The sequence below is a fragment of the Sphingopyxis sp. LC81 genome (assembly GCF_000756375.1).
Taxonomy (GTDB): domain Bacteria; phylum Pseudomonadota; class Alphaproteobacteria; order Sphingomonadales; family Sphingomonadaceae; genus Sphingopyxis.
Map to the genome: position 1 here is coordinate 123,701 of NZ_JNFD01000007.1, position 20,374 is coordinate 144,074.

A 20,374-nucleotide genomic window follows, 5' to 3' on the forward strand; every position below is an offset into this window, starting at 1 on the left:
ACGCAGCCTAGCAGTTACCTTTAACTCCATCGGCACAGTCTGCAGCGGATTCAACGTCTTTTCCAGCACCTTCAACTGTGTTGCAAGCAGACAGAATCAACAGCGATCCGCTAATTGCGAAAATTGTCAGAAGCTTTTTCATTCTCTCTCTCCGACGGCGAGGGCGAACCGCCCTCCATTTGAGTTTCCATATTTTGACAACAGCTGTTCGCAACAATCGTTCCGTTGCATCGGCGTCACGCTAGCCGAAGCGTTCAAAATGATCGTCAGGCTGGGAAGAATGAAAAGGTGCATCGCTTCCGAAGCGATCCGGCGGCGCGTGGATCGGTTCGATCGATATATGGTCAGTCCAGCGGACATTTCGCGATGACGTCGGCTTCCATGCCGCCACCCAGGGCGACGCGTGACACGCTGATATTCAGGCTGCCACGGGTGTCGAGACGAAATGGCGCGGTGATGCGTGTCATGTCGGCGCCGGTCGCCGCGAAACATTTCAGCGGCACCCCCAGTACGCGCCACTGGCCGGGTGCCAGTGCCGCAAATTCGGGTAGGTGAAGCGGACGGCCACAATCCGAGCCGTCGCAGCGAACCGACATGGCAACAGGTGCCGAGGGCGGCGCATCGAGGCGCAAGGTCGCGAGCAGCATGACGTCGCCATTGGTCTCTCGCGACAGGTCGACGGCATTCTGTGCGGCGATCTCGACCGCGGCTCCGGCGGGGCCGGCAGCGATGACGAATTGCCGCGCGCCTTCCTGGACCGTGTGATCGGCCGCATGGACGGACGCCCGGCCCGACAGGCCGGTGGCAGGAACCGTCGTCACGCGCAACGGATCGCCGCCATCGGCTTGCGAGACGGTCAGCGACCATGACGGCGTTGCCAGACCCTTATCGAAATAGACGCCGCCGCCGCTGCCGTCGTCGGCGACCTGACTGTCCTGCGAAAGCGCTTTCCATGGCTGCGGGCCGTCGGCGTAGGTCAGGCCATAGCCAAAGGGAAACAGCGTTGGGCCGCCATGTCTTGCCGTTGCCGGCCAGGCCGTCGGCAGGCGTCCCTGGAAATCAAAGGCCGGCGCCCGGTCCTTGCCGGCGAACAGCAGGTCGGCGACACCAGCGCCTTCGGATCCCGGCAGCCAGGCGGTAACAAAGGCGTCGGCCTCGTTCAGCGCTTCGTTGATATAAAGCGGTCGCCCGGTGATCATCACCGCAACCACCGGAATTCCAGCCGCTTTCAGTTTGCGCATCGTCGCGAACGGGCGGCGCAGTTCGGGGCGAAGCTGGAGCGACGGGATGTCGCCCTGGAATTCGGCATAAGGCGTTTCGCCAAAAACGACGATCGCCGCATCGGGGTGCCGCCCAAATTTGCCGTCGGGGGCGAGTTCGGCGCTGCCCCCCGCGGCAGCGACATTTTGCTCGATGCCGCGCCATAACGAGGTCGCGCCGAGAAAATCGCCGTTGCTTAACCCCGTGCCCTGCCAGCTCAGCGTCCAGCCGCCCGACTGGCGGGCGATGTCGTCGGCGCCGTCGCCCGCCACGAGGATATGCGCCTGCGGCTTGAGGGGCAGCACGCCGGTGTTTTTCAAGAGGACGAGCGACTTGCGGACCGCTTCGCGTGCCACGGCCCGATGCTCTGGCGCACCGAGCAGGTCGAAACGGCCCGAATAGGCGCGCGCGGATGGCTTGCCCGCGTCGAACAGGCCCAGGCGCTGCTTGACGCGCAAGACACGCGCCACGGCGTCGTCGAGCCTGGCCATCGGGATCGTGCCATCCTTCACCTGGGCCAGCGTGCTTGCGTAAAGCGCGCGCCAGCTGTCGGGGGCCATGAACATGTCGATCCCGGCGTTGGCGGCAACGGGGCAGCTGGCGTTGCTGCAGCCGGCAACCTGTCCATGCGCGTTCCAGTCGGTGACGACAAAACCGCGGAAGTTCATCCGGTCTTTCAATATGTCGGCAATCAGCCCCCTGTTTCCGGAAATCTTGACGCCTTGCCAGCTCGAGAAGCTGGTCATCACGGTTGCGACGCCATTTTCCATTGCGGGAATATAGGGTGCTCCATGGATGAGGCGCAATTCGAGCTCGGAAACAGTCGCGTCGCCCTGGTCCTTGCCGTCCACGGTGGCGCCGTCGGCGAGAAAATGCTTGGTGCTTGCGGCAACATGCGGTCCCGCAAGAATGGGCGCGGTCGATGGCGGTCCCTGCAACCCGCGGATCATGCTTCCGACATAGGAGGCGACGAGCGCGGGGTCCGACGAATATCCTTCATAAGCGCGTCCCCAGCGATAATCCTGCGGGACGGTGACCGTCGGCGCGAACGTCCATTCCTGACCCGTCACGCGAATTTCGATCGCCGTTATCCGGCCGATGCGCTCGATCAGCGCGGGATCGCGGGCGGCGCCCAGGCCGACATTGTGCGGGAACAGGGTGGCGCCGACGATATTGCTGTGTCCGTGCACGGCATCGGTGCCCCACATGATCGGAATCGCCGGCTGGCCCGGTGCGCGGTCCATCGACGCCGCGTAAAAGGCGTCGGCCAATGCGAGCCAGTCGCGTGCGGGCGCGAGGTCGTTTCCGCCGGGGCCCGAGTTTCCGCCGTTGAGCACCGAACCAAGATGGAATTCGCGCACGTCCTCAGGGGTCACGCTGCCGATATCGGCCTGGACGATTTGCCCAACCTTCTGCTCCGCCGACATGCTGGCCAGCAGCGTCTGGACATGGGCTTCGCCATCGGCGGTCAAGACCCGCGGATAAGCAACTTCGGGCCATTCGAGCGGATTGACCGCGCCTGACGGCTTTTCGGGAGAAGAGTCGCCCTGCGATGCCGTCGCCGGGAGTGTCGAGGCCAAGGCCAGGGGGAGAAGGGAAGAATAGAGTATTGTTTTAAATCGCATAAATCCATCTCCGGGCGTTTTGGCCTTTGCCATTCTTGGACCAAATTCTCTCTGTCAACCTTGACATATAATTACAGTGAATGGTCCAGATATCGGCAATTTCGAAACATCGTTTGACAACGTTGACAAGATTATGCAACAAAAATGGGGCGCAGGGTTTTCACACCTTCGAGTCCGTTCGTCGGTCTCGGCGAGTGCTTCCGCCCCGCGCGATGAAAAGTTTCATTGTCCGCACACCAAGATGCGGTTTGGGAGGGATGGAAATGATCAGCGGGACTTTGCGCCACCGAAGGACGTTGTTTGCTGCGGCATCGGTCTTGGCAATGGGATTGGCCGGTTCACCTGCCTTTGCGCAGTCCGAAACGGCAACGGATGAAAGCGCGGAAGGCGAGATCGTCGTAACCGGCTTTCGCGCATCGCTGCAGAATGCGCTGAATGCCAAACGCGATTCGAACCTGATCATCGAATCGGTGACGGCCGAGGATATCGGGAAATTTCCCGACCAGAATGTCGCCGAATCGTTGCAACGCCTTCCGGGAATTCAGATCGACCGCGAAAACGGCCAGGGGTCGAAGGTTCGGATTCGCGGCCTCGAGCAGAATGTGACCCTGCTCAATGGCGAACTTTTTGTCAGCGGGCTCGAAGTCTACAAGGTCGGCGAGGGAAATTATAACCGCAATGACAGCCTCGAAGGCGTGCCATCCGAACTGATCGGGGGGATCGAGGTTTTCAAGTCGCCCAATGCCTCGCTCCTCGAAGGCGGTCTTGGCGGCATCGTCAATCTGAAGACCCGCAATCCGCTCGATTTGCAGGACGGCCTGACGGTCGCCGGCAACGTCAAAATGAGCAAGGGCAGCGAAATCGGCGGTTGGAAACCCGCCGGCGCGGCGGTGCTCGGCTATAATTTCAATGATCGGCTCGGGATCATCGCATCGTTCAGCTACGAGCAGACGAACAATCACGTCAATGTCCTGGGCGGCGACAATCGCGGCAACTGGGCCTTTGCCGGCGGGCGCCGCGACACCGCGACCGTTCCGACCAATTATTATGCACCCGAATATCGTTACGTCACCGACCGCGACCAGTATCGCCGGCGTTGGGGCGCGTCGCTCGGGGTCAACTTCAAACCGACCGACGAACTCGAAGTCAGCGCGCAATATTTCCATTCGGACCTGAAAATCGACACGCGCGAAGCATCGGTCAAATTCCCGTTCGGGCAGGGCGAGTCGCAGGGTCTGGTGGGCAGTTACAACATCAACGACGATGGCGTCCTGCTCGACGGAACCGTGCGCGCGCAATCGGCGGAGGCGATCTCGTTCGTCGATGTCTCGAAGATCAAATCGGACAATCTCCAGTTCGGGATCGACTGGGACAACGACACCAACTTCCGCGCATCGATCATGGCCGACTATTCATCGTCCAAGATGGGCCGCGAAGTGGCGAACAACGACGTGCGCTACACCGCCTATGGCGTGCGCGGTCCGGGCACGTCGGGGCCGCAGCCGGGATTCATACCCAATCCGGCGGCGCCGCGGACCTTTGATTTCACCTATAAGAATGGCGACTTCCCGAGCTTTGGCATCGCGCCGGGCAGCCCGCAGGACCTGTTCAGCAATCCCGCCTACGGCTTCTTCAAATCGCACTGGGCGTTTGGCGACCGGTCCGACATCAAGGGGCATTCGATCCGCGCCGACTTCGGCTATGATGTCGATGATAGCGACACGAACACGATCACGCTGAGTGCGGGCTTTCGCTATGGCCAGCGCACGGTCGATTTCACATCGGGCCGTTATCTCGCCGACTATAGAGGCAAGGGCGAGCTCGACGCGACCGCGATACCCGGCGCCCAGCGCGTGCCCGGCTACTCCTATAATTGGACGCCCTATGGCTATTTCCAGGACGGGGCGATCGGCTACAAGATTTGCGACCTGCCCGAAGCGAACAAGCCCGCGGCCTTCGCCGGATGCACCCGCTTCGGCAACTCGCCGGCATTGATCACGCCCTACCAAACCTTGACCAGCAACCCCGAACGGGTCGAGACGATCACCAATTTTGCGGGCGGCGGCCAAGTCGCGGGCGATACGGTCTTGGTGGCCGACCGGTCGCAGATGACCAATGCCCTGCAATGGATCCAGTCGCTCTATCCCAACACGCCGTTCACCTTCTTTGCCGATCCCTTGCAGACCTATCGGGTCAAGGAGGAGACGAAGTCGGGATATGTCATGGCCGACATGGGCGGGCTCGACGATCCCTATCATGTCAATGTCGGGCTTCGCATCGTCAACACCAGCTTGACCGTCGACCAGAACCAGCCGGCCAGTGCCGATCCCAGCTATTGGGGAACCGATAGCTGGAACGGCGTGCTGCGCGACTTCAACACGGCCCGCGTCGTTCGCCGCTACACCGACTTCTTGCCGAGCGTGAATGCGGTCTTCAACGTGAGCGAAGGCGACAAGGTCCGCTTCTCGGCTGCGCGCGTCGTGGCACGCCAGCCGCTGGTTTCGCTCGGACAGGGCTTCGCCACCCAGTTTACGCGTGACCCGGCGGACGATCTGTTCAAATTCACCAACGGAAGCCGCGGCAACGCCGACCTCGATCCGTTCCGCGCCTATCAGTTCGATCTCGGCTTCGAGCATTATTTCGGAAATCAGGGGCTTTTGTCCGCCGGACTCTTCTGGAAGGAGGTCGACAGTTTCATCGTCAACGAAACCGTCGCGGTCTTCGTGAACGACCAGGGGGGCGGCAGGCTGGGGCCCGTGTCCCAGCCCGCGAACGGATCGGGCGGCCGGGTGAAGGGGTTCGAGCTCGCGGCGCAATATGCCCTCGACTTCGGCCTCGGCTTTACCGCGAACTACACCTTCTCGGACACCAGCACCGACTTCAGCACCGACTTCAGCAATAAGCTGCCGTTGCCGGGCGTGTCCAAACATTCGGCGAACGGCCAGATCTATTTCGAAAAATATGGCTTCGCCGCGCGGGCCTCGTACAGCTGGCGTTCGAAGCAATATCTTGGAAACTTCGGTTTCGCCGACGGGACGACCACGCGCAACCTCGGCATCTACCAAAAATCCTATGGCCAACTCGACGGCCAGATCAGTTATAAGATCACCGACAATTTCGAGGTCTTTGCAGAGGCGATCAACATCACCAAGGCCGATACCAGCGTGTATCTGCAATTTCCCGAACTGCCCTTCCGCTATGAATCGGGCTCGAGGCGGATCTACGGCGGGGTAAAATTCAACTTCTGATTTCGGCGTCCTCCGGAAAATGGCAGCGGCTCTTCTCGTGAAGGGCCGCTGTCCTTTCTCACTACGCTCGTTACATCGACGCCCGCCGGCGCATCGATAAGCTTTACCCGGTCGTCGAATGCGGCCTCAAGTGTGCAGGCCCTATCCCCTCCAGGCTATGACGAAGTCGGCGGCGGCGCGGCGGTCAGCCGATCGACGAGCTGATGGGCATGGATGACCATGCCGCCCGGATCCTCGCCCGCCAGTTTGCGCAGCAGCATGTCGGCCGCCGTCTTGGCCATCTCCATGACCGGCTGGCGGATCGTCGTAAGGCGCGGCCACACGACGCGGGCGATCTCGGAATCATCGAAGCCGACGACCGTCAGGTCGGCAGGAACATCGAATCCCAATTCGCGCGCCGCCGACATGGCGCCGACCGCCATATCGTCATTCTGCGCCAATATGGCGGTTGGCCGCAGCTTGCGTGACAGGAGTCGCTTCGTCGCTTCATATCCCGATTCAAAGCTGAAATCGCCGGTTTCGACCAGTTCGGGAAGCGGTGGCAGGCCGTTGGCATCGAACGCCTGATGATAGCCGATGAGGCGCTGGGCGCTCGCCGCGTGGGCCGGATCGCCCATGATGATCGCGATTGTCCGGTGGCCAAGCGCGATGACATGCTCGGCGATCTCGCGCGCCGCTGCGACATCGTCCATTGCCGTCGACAGGCCGACGTCGAGCCAGGACTGGGGCGCGATCCGGGCGAAGGGAATGTGCGCATCGGAAAGCCCGTCGAGAATGTCGGGGTGGTCGGACGCCGGCGGTGCGAGGATCACGCCGTCCAGTGCCGCGGAGCGCACGAGGCTGACCACTTCGAGCGGGCGGTCCATTACCGATTGGACGGGCAGCACGATCAGGCGGTAGCGTTCGCCGTGCAATCGTTCGAGCGCACCCCGCTGCAATTCGACGACATAGCTTGGACTCGGCTTTTCATAGATCAAACCGATGAGGTAGGACTGTCTCCGGACCAGGCCCTGTGCCAGGACATTGGGGTGATAGTTAAGCTCCTTGGCCGCGCGGAGCACCTTTTTGCGCAGCGCCGGCGAAATATGCGGTTCATCGTTGAAGACGCGCGATACGCTTTTAGGTGACACTTGCGCGAGCTTGGCGACGTCAATGCTGGTAGAGCGCTTTTCTCCATGGGCCATGCCTGCCACTCGTGACGAAATTGTCCTTCGTTGTCAATTGTGCGTACGGGCACCGGTGATTGAGGATGCTGATCGTCAGCCGCCGCATGCGATATCGGATGACATGACTATGCTTGCCCGACGTGAATATTCGGATCCCGAAACCCGGCGGTTCGCCGTTTCCGCGAAAGCGGCGCGTAAGCCACAGGGCATGTTCGTGGCAGGATCTGGGTCGGCATTGGCGGAGTTGGTTTTGTCTTTTTGGTGAAATATGAGTGTCTTAGGCGATAAATGCGGGCTCTGGCAATGAATGGCATAGCCTGTTAGTACCCGCTCCGAAGGCGGAGGACGGGGCTTCGAATCCCTTAGGATGCGCCAGATAGCTTCCTGCGGCCGTTGAGGCCGGGGATTTCGCGAGAGGCTCTCAGGGGGATTGGCGCCGGATGTACGACCTGCTGGCCGGCCTGTCGGTGATCGAAGCTTCGTCCTTTGTCGCCTCTCCGACCGCCGGACTTTACTGCGCGCAGATGGGCGCCGAAGTGATCCGCGTCGACCAGATCGGCGGCGGCCCCGACTTTCGCCGATGGCCGGTGACGGGCGCCAATGATTCGCTCTATTGGGAAAATCTCAACCGCGCCAAAAAGTCGGTCGCGCTCGACCTTGCACGGCCCGAGGGGCGCGAGCTGCTCCAGGCGCTGGTGCGCGCGACGGGGCAATTCGTCACCAATTTTCCGGTCGGCGGCTTCCTGTCGCATGAAAAGCTGGCCGAAGGGCGCCCCGACCTCATCACCATCCGCGTGATGGGCTGGGCCGACGGGTCGCCCGCGCTCGACTATACGGTGAACAACAGTGTCGGTTATCCGATGCTGACGGGCGCGGGCCCCGAGCCGGTCAATCATGTGCTGCCGGCATGGGATTTGCTCACGGGCGCCTATGCCGCCTTTGCGCTGCTCGCGGCGATCCAGCGGCGCACCGTGACCGGCGAGGGCGGCGAGGTGCGCCTGCCGCTGTCCGACGTCGCGATCGGCACCGTCGCCAATCTCGGCGGGGTCGCCGAAATGCTCTATTCGGGTGCGAACCGCCCGCGCCTCGGCAACGCCGTCTATGGCCTGTTCGGGCGCGATTTTGTCACGGCCGACGCCCAGCGAACGATGATCGTCGTCGTCACGCCGCGCCAATGGGCCAATCTGGTCGCCGCCCTAGGGCTCGACGAGGCGATCGCGGTGATCGAGGTCGCCCGCGGGGTGTCGTTCGCGACCGACGACGGGCTGCGTTTCACGCATCGCGACGCGCTCTATCCGCTGTTCGAAAAGGCGATCGCAAGCCGCGATCATGCCGATCTGGCGGCCGAGTTCGACGCGGGCGGCATCGTCCATTCGCCCTATCGCACGATGCACGATGCGGTGCAGGACCCGGCGCTCGTCGGCAACAATCCGATCTTCGGGTACGCCGACAATCCTAGCGGTTTCGCTTATCCCGCCGCGGGCGCCTTTGCGACATTGCCGCAGCAGGAACGCCAGCCGCCGCGTGCCGCACCGCGCAACGGGCAGCATAGCGAGGAAATCTTGAGCGAGCGCCTGTCGCTTTCATCGGGTGAGCTTGCCCGGCTGATCGATGCCGGTATCGTCGGTATCGGCTGATCCTATGGAGAAATATTGACATGACCCTGCGCCGCGCCGCCATCGTCGCCCCGATCCGCACCGCCGTCGGCAAGTTCGGCGGCAGCTTGTCCTCGATGACCGCGGGCGAATTGGGCGCGGTGATCCTGAAGGCGCTGGTCGAGCGGACGAAGATCGACCCTGCGCGCGTCGACGACGTCGTCTTTTCGCAAGGTTACGGCAATGGCGAGGCGCCGAGCATCGGCCACTGGTCGTGGCTCGCGGCGGGGCTGCCGCTCGAAGTGCCGGGGTATCAGCTCGATCGTCGCTGCGGGTCGGGGCTGCAGGCGGTCGTCAACGCCGCGATGATGGTCCAGACGGGCATGTCCGATGTCGTCGTCGCGGGGGGTGTCGAATCGATGTCGAACGTCGAACATTATTCGACCGATATCCGCAAAGGCGTGCGCGCGGGCAATTTGACGCTCCACGACCGGCTGACGCGCGGGCGGCTGATGTCGCAGCCGGTCGAGCGCTTCGGCGTCATTTCGGGCATGATCGAGACCGCTGAAAATCTCGCAAAGGATTATGATATCAGCCGCGAGGCGTGCGACGCCTATGCGGTGCGCAGCCATCAGCGCGCCGCCGCGGCCTGGGCGAACGGGCTGTTCGACGACGAGCTGGTGCCGGTGTCGGTGCCGCAAAAGAAGGGCGATCCCGTGATCTTCGCGCACGACGAGGGTTACCGCGCCGACGCGACGATGGAGACGCTCGGCAAGTTGCGCCCGCTTGAGGGCGGCGTCGTCACCGCGGGCAATGCGAGCCAGCAGAATGACGCCGCGGCGGCATGCCTTGTCGTCGCCGAGGACAAGCTCGAAGAACTCGGGCTTGAGCCGATTGCCTGGTATCACAGCTCGGCCGCCGCGGGCTGCGATCCGAGCCGGATGGGTATCGGGCCGGTGCCCGCGGTCGAGCGGCTGTTCGCACGCAGCGGACTTGGCTGGGGCGATATCGACCTCGTCGAATTGAACGAAGCCTTTGCGCCGCAGGTGCTCGCGGTGCTGAAGGGCTGGGGCTGGTCGGACGACGACAGCCGGAACGAGATCCTCAACGTCAATGGATCGGGCATCTCGCTCGGCCATCCGATCGGCGCGACGGGCGGGCGCATCCTCGCGAACCTGACGCGCGAGCTGGTGCGCCGCGACGGACGTTACGGGCTCGAGACGATGTGCATCGGCGGCGGGCAGGGCATCGCCGCGATCTTCGAGCGCGCCGCCTGAGTATGATCGACCTGCGGAAGGCACTGGCGGCGGCGCAGGCCTATCGCGCCGCGGCCGAGGCGGCGCTTGCCGAACGGCTGGCGCAGGCGCCGATCGATCGCGAGCAGCGAGCAGCGCATGGCTTCGCGTGGGTCGCGACGACGGTCGCGGCGCTGGAAGCGGTCCTGAGCTGGTGCGAGTCCGGCCGGGACTCGAACCCGCTCGATGCGAAGATCGCGGTGCTCGCGTTCGCCGAGGGGATCGGCCAGCTCGCCGGCGGACTGCCGATGGGGCAGAATGAGATTTTCCGGCCGGCCGACCTTGGGCTGGGTGCAGCTGCGCGGACGCTCGCCGACGCCTGCGCCGACCTGCTCGACGCCGACCATGCCGCGGTGCGCGCCGACGTCGCGATGGCGCTCGCCGACGGCCATTGGCCCAGCGAGACGTTGCACGACGCCGATCTCGATTCGATCCGCGACCAGTTCCGCCGCTTTACCGATGCCGAGATCGTTCCGCACGCGCACGGCTGGCATCTCGTGAACGCGCTGATCCCCGATGCGACGGTGCAGGCGATGGCCGATCTCGGCACTTTCGGCGTTTGCATTCCCGAGGACTTTGGCGGGCTCGGCCTGTCGAAGCTCGTGATGTGCATCGTCACCGAAGAATTGTCGCGCGGCTGGATCGGCGCCGGCTCGCTCGGCACGCGGTCCGAGATCGCGGGTGAGCTGATCGCGACGGGCGGCACCGACGCGCAAAAGGCCGAATGGCTGCCGCGGATCGCGAGCGGCGCGATATTGCCGACCGCGGTGTTCACCGAACCCGACGTCGGATCGGACCTCGGCTCGCTCCACGCGCGCGCGCGACGCGAAGGTGACACTTGGGTGATCGACGGCGCGAAGACCTGGATCACGCATGCCGCGCGCTCGGACCTGATGACCCTGCTCGCGCGCACCGTGCCCGACGCCAAGGGCTATGCCGGATTGTCGATGCTGCTCGTCCCCAAGCCGCGCGGCACCGACGCCGATGCCTTTCCTGCCGCCGGGATGAGCGGGAGCGAGATCGAGGTGCTCGGCTATCGCGGGATGCGCGAATATGCGCTGCAGTTCGACGCGATGACGGCGCCCGCCGATGCGCTGCTCGGCGGCGAGGAGGGGCAGGGGTTCAAACAGCTGATGCGCACCTTTGAAGGTGCGCGTATCCAGACCGCCGCGCGCGCGGTCGGGGTCGCGCGGCGCGCGCTCGAACTCGGGCTGGGCTACGCGCTGAACCGCAAGCAGTTCGGCAAGGCGATCGTCCACTTCCCGCGCGTCGCCGACAAGCTCGCGATGAGCCTCGTCGATTTCGTCGCCGCACGCGAGCTGAGCTATGCGGCGGCGCGCGCGAAGGACGGCGGCAAGCGCTGCGACATCGAGGCGGGGATGGCGAAGCTGCTCGCCGCGCGCGCCGCCTGGTCGAACGCCGACGCGAGCCTGCAGATCCACGGCGGCAACGGCTATGCGCTCGAATATGAGATCAGCCGCGTGCTCTGCGATGCGCGCATCCTCAATATCTTCGAGGGCGCGGCCGAGATTCAGGCGCAGGTGATCGCTCGCGGGCTGGTCGGCGGGCGCAACTAGAGCCAGAGCAAGGGCTGGCGCACCGGGAAGTTGCGCACAACCTCACCGATAGTTGGATCGCGGTTGAGCTTTTTGATGCCGCCCCGTTGGCGGCGCTGGCCCGGCTCATACCGGTGTCAATTTTGTATGCCATGCAACTTCCAAGATGTATTACAACTTTGAGAGGGTAAGTCAATTGCCGACGTTATGGGGCGGCCACGGGTCGGTCATGGAGGTGTCGGCCTTTGACCGTGACACCGGTAACATATCTCTTTCCTTTCGGATCGAGTGCCAATAAGGTTGTCACACAACTAGCCCATATGGCGATGAGGGGACGGAATGCCGAAGATCGTGTCAGCCCGGGTGATATTGACCGCGCCGGGCCGCAATTTCACGAGGCTGAAGATCGAGTGCGACGACGGGACGACCGGCGTCGGCGATGCGACGCTCAACGGCCGCGAGCTCGCGGTCGCGGCCTATCTGTCGGACCATGTCGTCCCCTGCCTGATCGGGCGCGACGCGCACCGCATCGAGGATATCTGGCAAAGGGCGCCTATTGGCGCCGCGGCCCGGTGACGATGGCGGCGGCGCTGCACCTCGGGCTTTCGATCCCCAATTTGGGGATCCAGGAATATATGCGCCACACGGAGGAGACCGACGCGGTCTTTCCGCACGCTTATCGCTCTGGGATGGCATGCTCCATCCGGGCGACGCACCCGGCCTCGGCGTCGCGATCGACGAAGCGCTCGCCATATCCTTTCCTTACGCCCGTGCCTATCTGCCGGTGAACCGGCTCGAGGACGGAACGATGTGGAGTTGGTAAATGCGTTTGACCTTCCTTGCCCTTGCATTGCTCGCCGCGCCGCTGGGCGCTCAAGAGCAAAAACCACAGCACAAACCGCTCCGGCCCGCCACGGCGGCCGAGCAAAAAGCGCGCGCGGCGGTGGTGATCGCCGATTATCGCTTTGACGATCTGCTCTGGGAAAACGATCGCATTGCGCACCGTATCTATGGCCGCGCGCTCGAAAAGGCCGAGCCGCCCTCGTCGTCGGGGATCGACGCATGGGGCAAGCGCGTGCGCTGGCCCTTCATGGATCGCCAGCTCCGCACGGGCGACCAGCACGCCGACCATGGCGAGGGGATCGACTTCTATAATGTCGGGACGGGGCGCGGCACCGGCGGGCTCGGCATCTGGTACGACAACAAGCTGTGGACGTCGCGCAACTATGTGCGGCCGCGCATCCTGCAATCGGGACCCGACGTCGCCGACTTCACCGTCGATTACGAGCCGTGGCCGGTCGATACGCTGCGCAGCGTGCGCGAAACGCGCCGCTTCACGCTGCCCGCGGGGACGAATTTCACCCGGATGACTTCGACCATCGCGTCGAGCAGCGATGCCGAGCTGATCGTCGGGATCGGGATTTCGAAACGGCCGATAAATGGGAACAAGCTGGGTGAGGTCCGCAAGGATGCCGCCGCCGCGCGGTTGAGCTGGTGGGGCCCCGCCGATGGCGATGGCGAAGGCGATAGCGGCAAGGGGCGGATGGCGGCGGCGGTGATCGTCGATCCGGCCGCCTTTGCGGGCTTTGCCGAGGACGGGGACAATTATCTGATCCTGATCCGCGTCCGGCCGGGGCAGCCCTTTGTCTATTACAGCGGTGCGGCCTGGAATCGCGGGTGGGATCGCGGGGGCGACTTTGCGGTCGAGGGCGACTGGAACAGCTATGTCGACGCGCAGCGACCCGATTTCCGGCCCTAGCCAGCTTCGCGGCGCGATGATAACGCAGCATCCATGGCGGTAACCAAGGCGGCGTCGCTGGCGGACGATCTGGTCCAGCGTTTCGAGGAACAGATCGAAACGGGCGAAATGCCCGTTGGATCGCGTTTCCCGACCGAAAAAGAGATCACCGAGGCGTTCGGCGTCAGCCGCACGGTCGTGCGCGAAGCCTATTCGCGCCTCGCCGCGCGTGGCCTGCTCGTGTCGCGGCGCGGGTCGGGTGCCTATGTCCCCGACGGCGCGCAATATCGTGCTTTCCAGGTCACCGCCGAGGAAATCGGCGAGATCGACGATGTTCTCAAGCTGCTCGAAATGCGCATGGGGTTCGAGGCCGAAATGGCCGACCTCGCCGCGCGGCGGCGGACCGACGCCGATCTGGCGGCGCTGCGCCGCGCGCTCGACGCGATGGAGGAAGGCGGCGACGTCGACGCATCGGTCGCCGCCGATGCCGCCTTTCACGCTGCGATCGCGAGCGCGACGGGCAACCCCTATTTCCTGCGCTTCACCCAGTTTCTCGGCGTGCGGCTCGTCCCGTCGCGGCGGCTGTACCTGCAAGGCGACGATCCGGTCCGGCATCAACGTTATGCGCATACGATCAACCGCGACCATGAGGCGATCGTCGTCGCGATCGAGGCGGGCGATCCGGTCGCCGCGCGCCGCGCCGCGCGCCGGCATATCGAAAAATCGATTCTGCGCTATCGCACGCTCAAGGAGGGTCGATAGCCGCCTGCCCGATATTGCGCGCTAATGATCGTTGCGATCGGTGCCGAACCCGTGCCCCAGAACGGGCCGCGCAGGAAATTAGCTATCTACTGACCTTGATTTCGACTCGTGATGCTCTATTCCAACCTCGTGCAAGGCGACCCCGACAATTACATAAGCCTGCTGTCTGCCGCGCAGATTGAAACGCTGCGGCACGTTTACGAGCACAAAAATTCCAAGCAGATCGCGCGGCTGATGAACGTTTCGCCGCACACCGTCGACGAACGCGTGCGTCGCGTGTTAAAAAAACTTAATGTTTCCAACAGGATAGAGGCGGCGCGCATCCTTGCTGTTAACGGTGTCTTCGACCATGTTACCCCCTATCAGCCTTTGACATATCAATTGATCGACCTTGGCGACGTATCTCCGCCCCCCGATGCCGAAGCGGGGCGCAGTTCGTTTCGGCGATTATTCGATATAGGTTCGCCATTTCCTACCGCGTCCCAGCCGGCCAACCGGCATGGGTTGATGGAAAGGATAATTTGGCCGATTTTGATCGCTTTTGCGACAATATTGGCTTTCTCCGCCCTCTATTCGATCCTTGTCGGACTCGGTCGTGTTCTGACCTGATGTTCGAACGAATGCTGCGGGGGGGAACCGGTAGCATTCTTTTTCAAGGAAAAAGATGATGCTGAATCAAAGAGTTTCTGCGGCGAAGAAGATCGCTTCCGACCTGCACCTGGCCGAAGATGCGATCGACGAAGCGATGATCCGCATCGCCCAGCTCGCCGCGACGCTGCCCACCGCGCGCCGCGAAACCAACATGTCGGCGATCGTTGGCCAGGACGCGATGGCGAAGGTCGCGCATGCGCTCGCCGCCGCCGGCGAAGTCCGCCAGCTTCTGACCGATGCGCATCTGGCGTTGACCGTGACGCAGAAGGAAGTCGGATTGGGGACGCGGATGTTCGGCGCGGGCGTCAAGCCGGCCGCCGCGAAGCTGGTCGACGAAGGCAGCAACGATCGCTCGGGCGATGGTGCTGCTACGTTCGCGAAGGCCGGTTGATCCGCAAGAAAGGTTGACTGCCACAATGTGGTCCGTGGCGATTTATTATGCTGTTTTGCTCATCACGGTGGTCGTCGCGATCCGACGCGGCGGGCCACTCGAACGTTGGGCGGCCTATACAGCATTGATCGCCTCGGTCCTCACCAGTGCCCTGACGCCTTTTCCGACCTGGACCGATATTGAACTGAATATCTTCATCATAGACATGTTCGTTCTGCTGAGCTTCTGGTTCATTGCCATGCGCACGCAGAGCTTCTGGCCTTACTGGATTACCGGTTGGCAGCTGATCGCCATTTTCGGTCATATCCAGAAGTTCATGTTTTCGGAGATATTGGCGCGACCCTATTCGCTCCTCTCAGTCTATATATCGTACCCGATCCTGTTGCTGATCATCTATGCATCGGGGTCGTCCAGCCGGCGGGAAAACGTCACGGCCTGATATGTGGCTCCCCAGGGGCATCGTCACATGCAGCAATTTTCGAACCAAGAAATTGCCGAGCTGAAATCGCGGGTCGACCAGATCCATGAACTGCTGGCGAGCCGCGGCGAGGAATCGCCGGGCGTGACCGTACGCGCCATCGACAGCGCGCGCGGCAACACGCCGTCGAACGCGGCGCTGCTCGACCAGCTGTCGTTCAGCATCCAGGTCCGGCGCATCCGCCGCAGCCATTTCGGCAGCGCCGAAATGTCGGGCCCGACCTGGGACATGATGCTCGACCTGATGCTCGCGGGCGCACACGGCCGCGTGCTCAGTGCCAGCGATCTTGCGACCGGGGCGGGCGTTCCGCTGTCATCGGGGCTGCGCATGATCGCGGCGCTCGAACGCCTCGGGCTGTTGCACCGTTCGATCGACGAGCGCGACCGGCGTCGCACGATCGTCCGGCTGACCGACATCGGCACCGAACGCATGGCCAGCTATTTCGAGAAAATCGACGCCGCCTGGCAGAACGGGCAGACGCTGGCAGCCTAGCTTCCCAAACCGGGTGCGGGGCCGACTGGTCGCGCGCACCGCACCCGGTCCCCCTATTCGGTCATTTCCTTCATCATGCGATCGACCTTGATCATCGCCTCGCGCTTGATCTGGCAAATGCGTGCGGCGCTGACGTCGAGCGTCAGGCCGATTTCGTGCAGGTTGAGCTCTTCGAAGAAATAGAGCTGGAGCACCATCTGTTCGCGGTGCGACAGGCGGCCGACGCATTGGCGCAGTGCGCCCATCAGATCCTCCTGTTCGCACCGCTCGTCGGCGCCCGTATCGTTGTCGGCCGTAAGGAAGGCGCCGATGTCGGTGAGTTCGTCGAGCGAGGTCGACCGGCCGTGCGTCGCGTTGCGTTCGAGCGCGAAATAATCCTCCGCCGACATGTCGAACGCGACCGCCATTTCGGCCGTCGTCGGCGCGCGCATCAGCTGCTGTTCGAGCGCGCCGCGCATCGCGTGGATCCGCTTCGCCGCGACCATCGCCGAGCGGCCGACATCGGCCTCGCGGCGCAGCTGGTCGATCATCGCGCCGCGGATGCGCGTCGTCGCATAGGTGGCAAAGGCGAAGCCGCGCTCCTCATAGTTGCGGCTTGCCTCGATCAGCGCGATCAGCCCGGTCTGGATCAGATCGTCGAGCTCGCTCGTCCGCGACACGCGCGAAAACACCTGCCACGCGATCTTGCGGACCAGCGGCGAATATTCCTCGACCAGCGCCTCGACGCTTTCGCCGTAGCCGCGCGCGCGCGGCGCGCGGCCGGCGGTCCCGGCAAATTGCTCGGCGGGCTCAATTCTCATGCGGTTGGTCCTCCATGTGGGCTTCGGGCCCGGACGCGAGGCGGGGCACTTCGGCGCCGATCGTCGCGACGATTTCGGTCTGCTTGGTCGCCGGAATCTCGAGGTAGGAGATGACGGCGACGTCGGGGAAAGTGGCGCGCACGAGGCGCGAGAGGGCGGAGCGGCAGATCGGCGAGGCGACGAGCGCGAAGCTGCGCGTCTGGAGCAGCAGCGGTTCGACCGCCTGGCCGACCTGTTCGATGATCGTCATCGCCATGCCATGTTCGAACGGCCACTCGGCGGCGGGATTGGCGCGCACCGCCTGGTTGAGCAGCACCTCGACCTCGGGGCTGAAGGTGACGACGGGAAGCGGCATCCGGCTCGGCACGATCGTCTGGACGATCAGCGCGCCGATGCGCTGGCGCACCGCTTCGATCAGGTCGATCTCGCCGAGCTGCTGCGGCGACAGCGCCACCATCGCCTCGGCGATCTTGCGGAAATCGCGCAGCGGCACGCGCTCGACGAGCAGGGATTTGCAGAGGCTCGCGACGCGCGGCAGCGAATAACCTTGGGGCGACAGATTCTGCGCGAGCTGCGGATAATGGGTTTTAAGATTCTCGATCAGCGCCTGCGCGTCGTCGATGCCGAACAGCTCGGCGGCGGCGCCGACGATGCTGTTGTTGAGGTGCGTTGCGACCACGGTCGCCGGATCGACGACGGTATAGCCCGCGGCGATCGCGTCGTTCTGCATCGCCTTCGGGATCCACAAAGCGTCGAGGCCAAAGGTCGGATCCTTGCACGGGCGGCCGACGACCTTGGTCACGAGGTCGCCCGAATCGAGCGCGAGCATTTCGTTGGGGAAGACCTCGTCCTCGCCGACGATCACCCCGGCGACCGAGATGCGATAGACGTTGCCGGGCAGCGACAGGTCGTCGGTGACCTTCACCGGCGGCACGACGAAGCCGAGTTCCTTCGACAACTGGCGGCGGATGCCCGTGATGCGCGTCATCAGCGGCGAGCCCTTGCGTTCGTCGACAAGGGTGACGAGCGCATAGCCGATCTCGAGCTGGCACGCGCTCGCGTCGCTGACGTCGGCCCATTCGATAAGCGACGGGTCGGGCGCGGGCGCGGCGGGTTCGGGCAGGTCGGCGACCGCGGCGGCGCTGCGGCGCAGCTGCCAGCCGATGCCGAACGAGAGCGCGGCGGCGGGCAGGATCAGCATCTGCGGCATCGACGGGACCATCCCAAGGATGAAGAGGATGCCGCCAACCGCTGTCCAGATTGCGGGCGAGGCGAACTGGCTGCTGATCTGGCCGCTGAGGTCGAAGGGCGACGCGACGCGGGTGACGATCGCTGCGGCGGCGATTGAGAGCAGAAGTGCCGGGATCTGCGCGACGAGCGCGTCGCCGATCGCGAGCGTGACATAATTGCTGCCGGCTTCCGAAAAGCTGAGGCCATGGCTGAAGATGCCGAGGATCAGTCCGCCAACGATGTTGACGAACAGGATCAGCAAGCCGGCGATCGCGTCGCCCTTCACGAATTTCGACGCACCGTCCATCGAGCCATAGAAATCGGCTTCGGTCGCGACTTCGACGCGGCGCGCCTTGGCTTCTTCGGGGGTCAGCAGTCCGGCGTTGAGGTCGGCGTCGATTGCCATCTGCTTGCCCGGCAGGGCGTCGAGCGTGAAGCGCGCCGATACCTCCGACACGCGCCCGGCGCCCTTGGTGATCACGACCATGTTGATGATCATCAGGACGAAAAAGACGAACAGGCCGACGACATAGTCGCCGCCGATCAGCACCTGGCCGAACGCTTCGATGACATGACCCGCTGCGGCGGTGCCCTCGTGCCCGTGGACGAGCACGACGCGCGTCGATGCGACGTTGAGCGCAAGACGGAACAAGGTCGCGAGCAGCAGAACGGTCGGAAACGAGGAAAAGTCGAGCGGTTTCGCCGCCTGCAGCGCGACCATCAGGATGAGCAGGCTGATCATGATGTTCGCGACAAAGCTGATGTCGAGGATCAGCGGCGAAACCGGGATCACCATCAGCCCGACGAGGATCAGCATCCCCGCGGGCAGCGCCGATACGCCGGCGATGCGGCCGATGTTGGCGAGATTGAAGCCGCCGGTCATGCCGCGCCTCCCGAAAGCGACGCGAGCCGCCGATAGGCATCGGCGGCAAAGCCCATCGAGAGCTTTTTGGGCATAGGTTGGATATCCATCATCTGTAAGGGCGGACGTCCGCCGCCATTGTTCGCGAGGCCGCTCGAACTGGTCGCCTCGGCGTGCCAGCCCGAGGGGGCGAAGGGCTTCATATTTTCGATCTTGCCGCCCTCTTCGAGCTTCACGCGAAAGCGTTCGCGGATCTCGGCGAGGCTGCGCATGCTGCCGTCGGGGGCGTAAAAGACCGACCGGTTCGCGGCCGCGGCCTCGGGCATCATCGATGCGCCGGGCTGGTCGGGGTTGGTTTCGAGCGCCGTCAGGAATTTGGCGGCGCCGCCGCTCCCGAGGAAATGCGCGAGATAAAGGTCGACGGGCTCGGCGCTGCGGCCGATCCGGCTTTCGATATAGTCGCGATTGTCGCCGGTCAGCGCGGCGGCCATGTTCGACGAGGCCGTGGGGTCGTCGCGGAGGTCGAGGATCTGCTGGCGGAGCGCGGGATCGGCGACCGTCAGCCGGCCCGACGCGTCGCGGCCGATCGCATCGGCGGCCCAGGCGAGGCCATGGTTCGCGCCGTGGCGGTCGAGCGTCGCGAGCCAGGTCTGCTTGGTGAACTGATACAGGCCGCGCGCCGACGAGGTCTGCGCCTTCGCGGTCGGATTATAACCGCTTTCGACGCGCGCGACGTCGAACAGATAATCGAAATCGACCCCCGAACGCGCCGACGCATTCTGCACCGCATCCATCACGGGAGCGGCGATGCGGGTCGAACCCCGGGGATTGTTGATTGCGTTCATACTGTTGGTTCCGCTTGTTCAGCAGACCAAAAGCAATCATCGTGCCATTTCGCGGAAATGGCTGGAAATTATTTTGTTATCAGTAGCTTAAAGCCGCCCCGCGCGGACGGGTGCCGCGGATTTCGTGGCTCTTGTCAATCCTCTGACGCGTCCAGTTCTTCAGGATATTGACGCGCATCGCGGCGGCTTCGAGCTGGCCGAGCGTCTTCCCGATCAGCACGCGGGCGCGATGTTCGCTGCCCGCGGGGATTTTCGCGCCGCGAAACAGGATCACCGCGGTCGCCAGCTCTTCGGTCGCCGCGATGATCGCGCCGGCGTCGTGCCCGTCGAGCGCGCCGACCAATGTTTCAAGTCGCGATTCAATTTCTTCCATCTGCGCC

At 63.8% G+C, this 20,374-nt stretch carries 17 protein-coding genes and 1 pseudogene; 12 read left to right on the forward strand and 6 right to left on the reverse strand.

Features of this window, described 5'->3' with window-relative positions; genetic code table 11:
* Nucleotides 1-344: 344 nt before the first annotated feature.
* Nucleotides 345-2,732, reverse strand: coding sequence for a glycoside hydrolase family 3 protein (locus FG91_RS04610; protein ID WP_235211944.1), 2,388 nt, complete (start codon nucleotides 2,730-2,732; stop codon nucleotides 345-347).
* Between the two features lie 482 nt (nucleotides 2,733-3,214).
* On the opposite strand from FG91_RS04610, the gene FG91_RS04615 reads away from it, so the two are divergent.
* Nucleotides 3,215-6,133, forward strand: coding sequence for a TonB-dependent receptor (locus tag FG91_RS04615; RefSeq protein WP_200878405.1), 2,919 nt, complete (start codon nucleotides 3,215-3,217; stop codon nucleotides 6,131-6,133).
* Between the two features lie 155 nt (nucleotides 6,134-6,288).
* On the opposite strand, the gene FG91_RS04620 is transcribed toward FG91_RS04615, so the two are convergent.
* The gene (locus FG91_RS04620; RefSeq protein WP_037512536.1) at nucleotides 6,289-7,317 is read right to left on the reverse strand and encodes a LacI family DNA-binding transcriptional regulator; all 1,029 of its coding nucleotides are present in this window, start codon (nucleotides 7,315-7,317) and stop codon (nucleotides 6,289-6,291) included.
* A gap of 422 nt (nucleotides 7,318-7,739) precedes the next feature.
* Between FG91_RS04620 and FG91_RS04625 the strand changes: the two genes are divergently transcribed.
* From FG91_RS04625 to FG91_RS04675, 11 genes and pseudogenes are all read left to right on the forward strand, one after another.
* A complete protein-coding gene (locus tag FG91_RS04625) occupies nucleotides 7,740-8,936 on the forward strand; it encodes a CoA transferase (RefSeq protein WP_037512537.1) in 1,197 nt (398 codons plus the stop codon).
* Between the two features lie 20 nt (nucleotides 8,937-8,956).
* Nucleotides 8,957-10,171: an acetyl-CoA C-acetyltransferase gene (locus FG91_RS04630; protein WP_037512538.1), complete on the forward strand. Its 1,215-nt coding sequence runs from the start codon at nucleotides 8,957-8,959 to the stop codon at nucleotides 10,169-10,171.
* Between the two features lie 2 nt (nucleotides 10,172-10,173).
* The gene (locus FG91_RS04635) at nucleotides 10,174-11,766 is read left to right on the forward strand and encodes an acyl-CoA dehydrogenase family protein (RefSeq protein WP_037512539.1); all 1,593 of its coding nucleotides are present in this window, start codon (nucleotides 10,174-10,176) and stop codon (nucleotides 11,764-11,766) included.
* 318 nt (nucleotides 11,767-12,084) lie between these two features.
* The gene (locus tag FG91_RS22575; protein WP_037512541.1) at nucleotides 12,085-12,321 is read left to right on the forward strand and encodes a hypothetical protein; all 237 of its coding nucleotides are present in this window, start codon (nucleotides 12,085-12,087) and stop codon (nucleotides 12,319-12,321) included.
* Nucleotides 12,315-12,568 (forward strand): annotated as a pseudogene (locus FG91_RS22580) (enolase C-terminal domain-like protein); the annotation flags it as partial. The gene FG91_RS22575 and the pseudogene FG91_RS22580, both read left to right, overlap by 7 nt.
* A complete protein-coding gene (locus FG91_RS04650) occupies nucleotides 12,569-13,504 on the forward strand; it encodes a DUF4861 family protein (protein WP_037512544.1) in 936 nt (311 codons plus the stop codon). It abuts the pseudogene before it with no gap.
* A gap of 33 nt (nucleotides 13,505-13,537) precedes the next feature.
* Nucleotides 13,538-14,245 carry a FadR/GntR family transcriptional regulator gene (locus FG91_RS04655; RefSeq protein WP_037512545.1) on the forward strand — a complete coding sequence of 236 codons (708 nt, stop codon included), beginning with the start codon at nucleotides 13,538-13,540 and terminating at the stop codon, nucleotides 14,243-14,245.
* Between the two features lie 111 nt (nucleotides 14,246-14,356).
* On the forward strand, nucleotides 14,357-14,854 hold the full coding sequence (locus FG91_RS20850; RefSeq protein WP_235211953.1) for a response regulator transcription factor: 498 nt from the start codon (nucleotides 14,357-14,359) through the stop codon (nucleotides 14,852-14,854).
* Between the two features lie 58 nt (nucleotides 14,855-14,912).
* Complete coding sequence (locus tag FG91_RS04665; RefSeq protein ID WP_037512840.1) at nucleotides 14,913-15,287, forward strand: hypothetical protein; 375 nt, start codon at nucleotides 14,913-14,915, stop codon at nucleotides 15,285-15,287.
* 25 nt (nucleotides 15,288-15,312) lie between these two features.
* Nucleotides 15,313-15,726 carry a hypothetical protein gene (locus FG91_RS04670; RefSeq protein WP_037512546.1) on the forward strand — a complete coding sequence of 138 codons (414 nt, stop codon included), beginning with the start codon at nucleotides 15,313-15,315 and terminating at the stop codon, nucleotides 15,724-15,726.
* 27 nt (nucleotides 15,727-15,753) lie between these two features.
* Nucleotides 15,754-16,257, forward strand: a complete 504-nt coding sequence (locus FG91_RS04675) for a MarR family winged helix-turn-helix transcriptional regulator (RefSeq protein ID WP_037512547.1) — start codon at nucleotides 15,754-15,756, stop codon at nucleotides 16,255-16,257.
* 53 nt (nucleotides 16,258-16,310) lie between these two features.
* Here FG91_RS04675 and FG91_RS04680 read toward each other — a convergent pair whose 3' ends face one another.
* The 4 genes from FG91_RS04680 to FG91_RS04695 all read right to left on the reverse strand — a co-directional run bounded on the left by FG91_RS04680 (nucleotide 16,311) and on the right by FG91_RS04695 (nucleotide 20,367).
* The gene (locus FG91_RS04680) at nucleotides 16,311-17,057 is read right to left on the reverse strand and encodes a sigma-70 family RNA polymerase sigma factor (RefSeq protein WP_037512549.1); all 747 of its coding nucleotides are present in this window, start codon (nucleotides 17,055-17,057) and stop codon (nucleotides 16,311-16,313) included.
* On the reverse strand, nucleotides 17,047-19,170 hold the full coding sequence (flhA, locus tag FG91_RS04685) for a flagellar biosynthesis protein FlhA (protein WP_052187312.1): 2,124 nt from the start codon (nucleotides 19,168-19,170) through the stop codon (nucleotides 17,047-17,049). The genes FG91_RS04680 and flhA overlap by 11 nt, the downstream gene beginning before the upstream one ends.
* Nucleotides 19,167-19,994: a transglycosylase SLT domain-containing protein gene (locus FG91_RS04690; protein WP_037512550.1), complete on the reverse strand. Its 828-nt coding sequence runs from the start codon at nucleotides 19,992-19,994 to the stop codon at nucleotides 19,167-19,169. The genes flhA and FG91_RS04690 overlap by 4 nt, the downstream gene beginning before the upstream one ends.
* A gap of 79 nt (nucleotides 19,995-20,073) precedes the next feature.
* Nucleotides 20,074-20,367, reverse strand: a complete 294-nt coding sequence (locus tag FG91_RS04695; protein ID WP_235211945.1) for a hypothetical protein — start codon at nucleotides 20,365-20,367, stop codon at nucleotides 20,074-20,076.
* Nucleotides 20,368-20,374 lie beyond the last annotated feature (7 nt).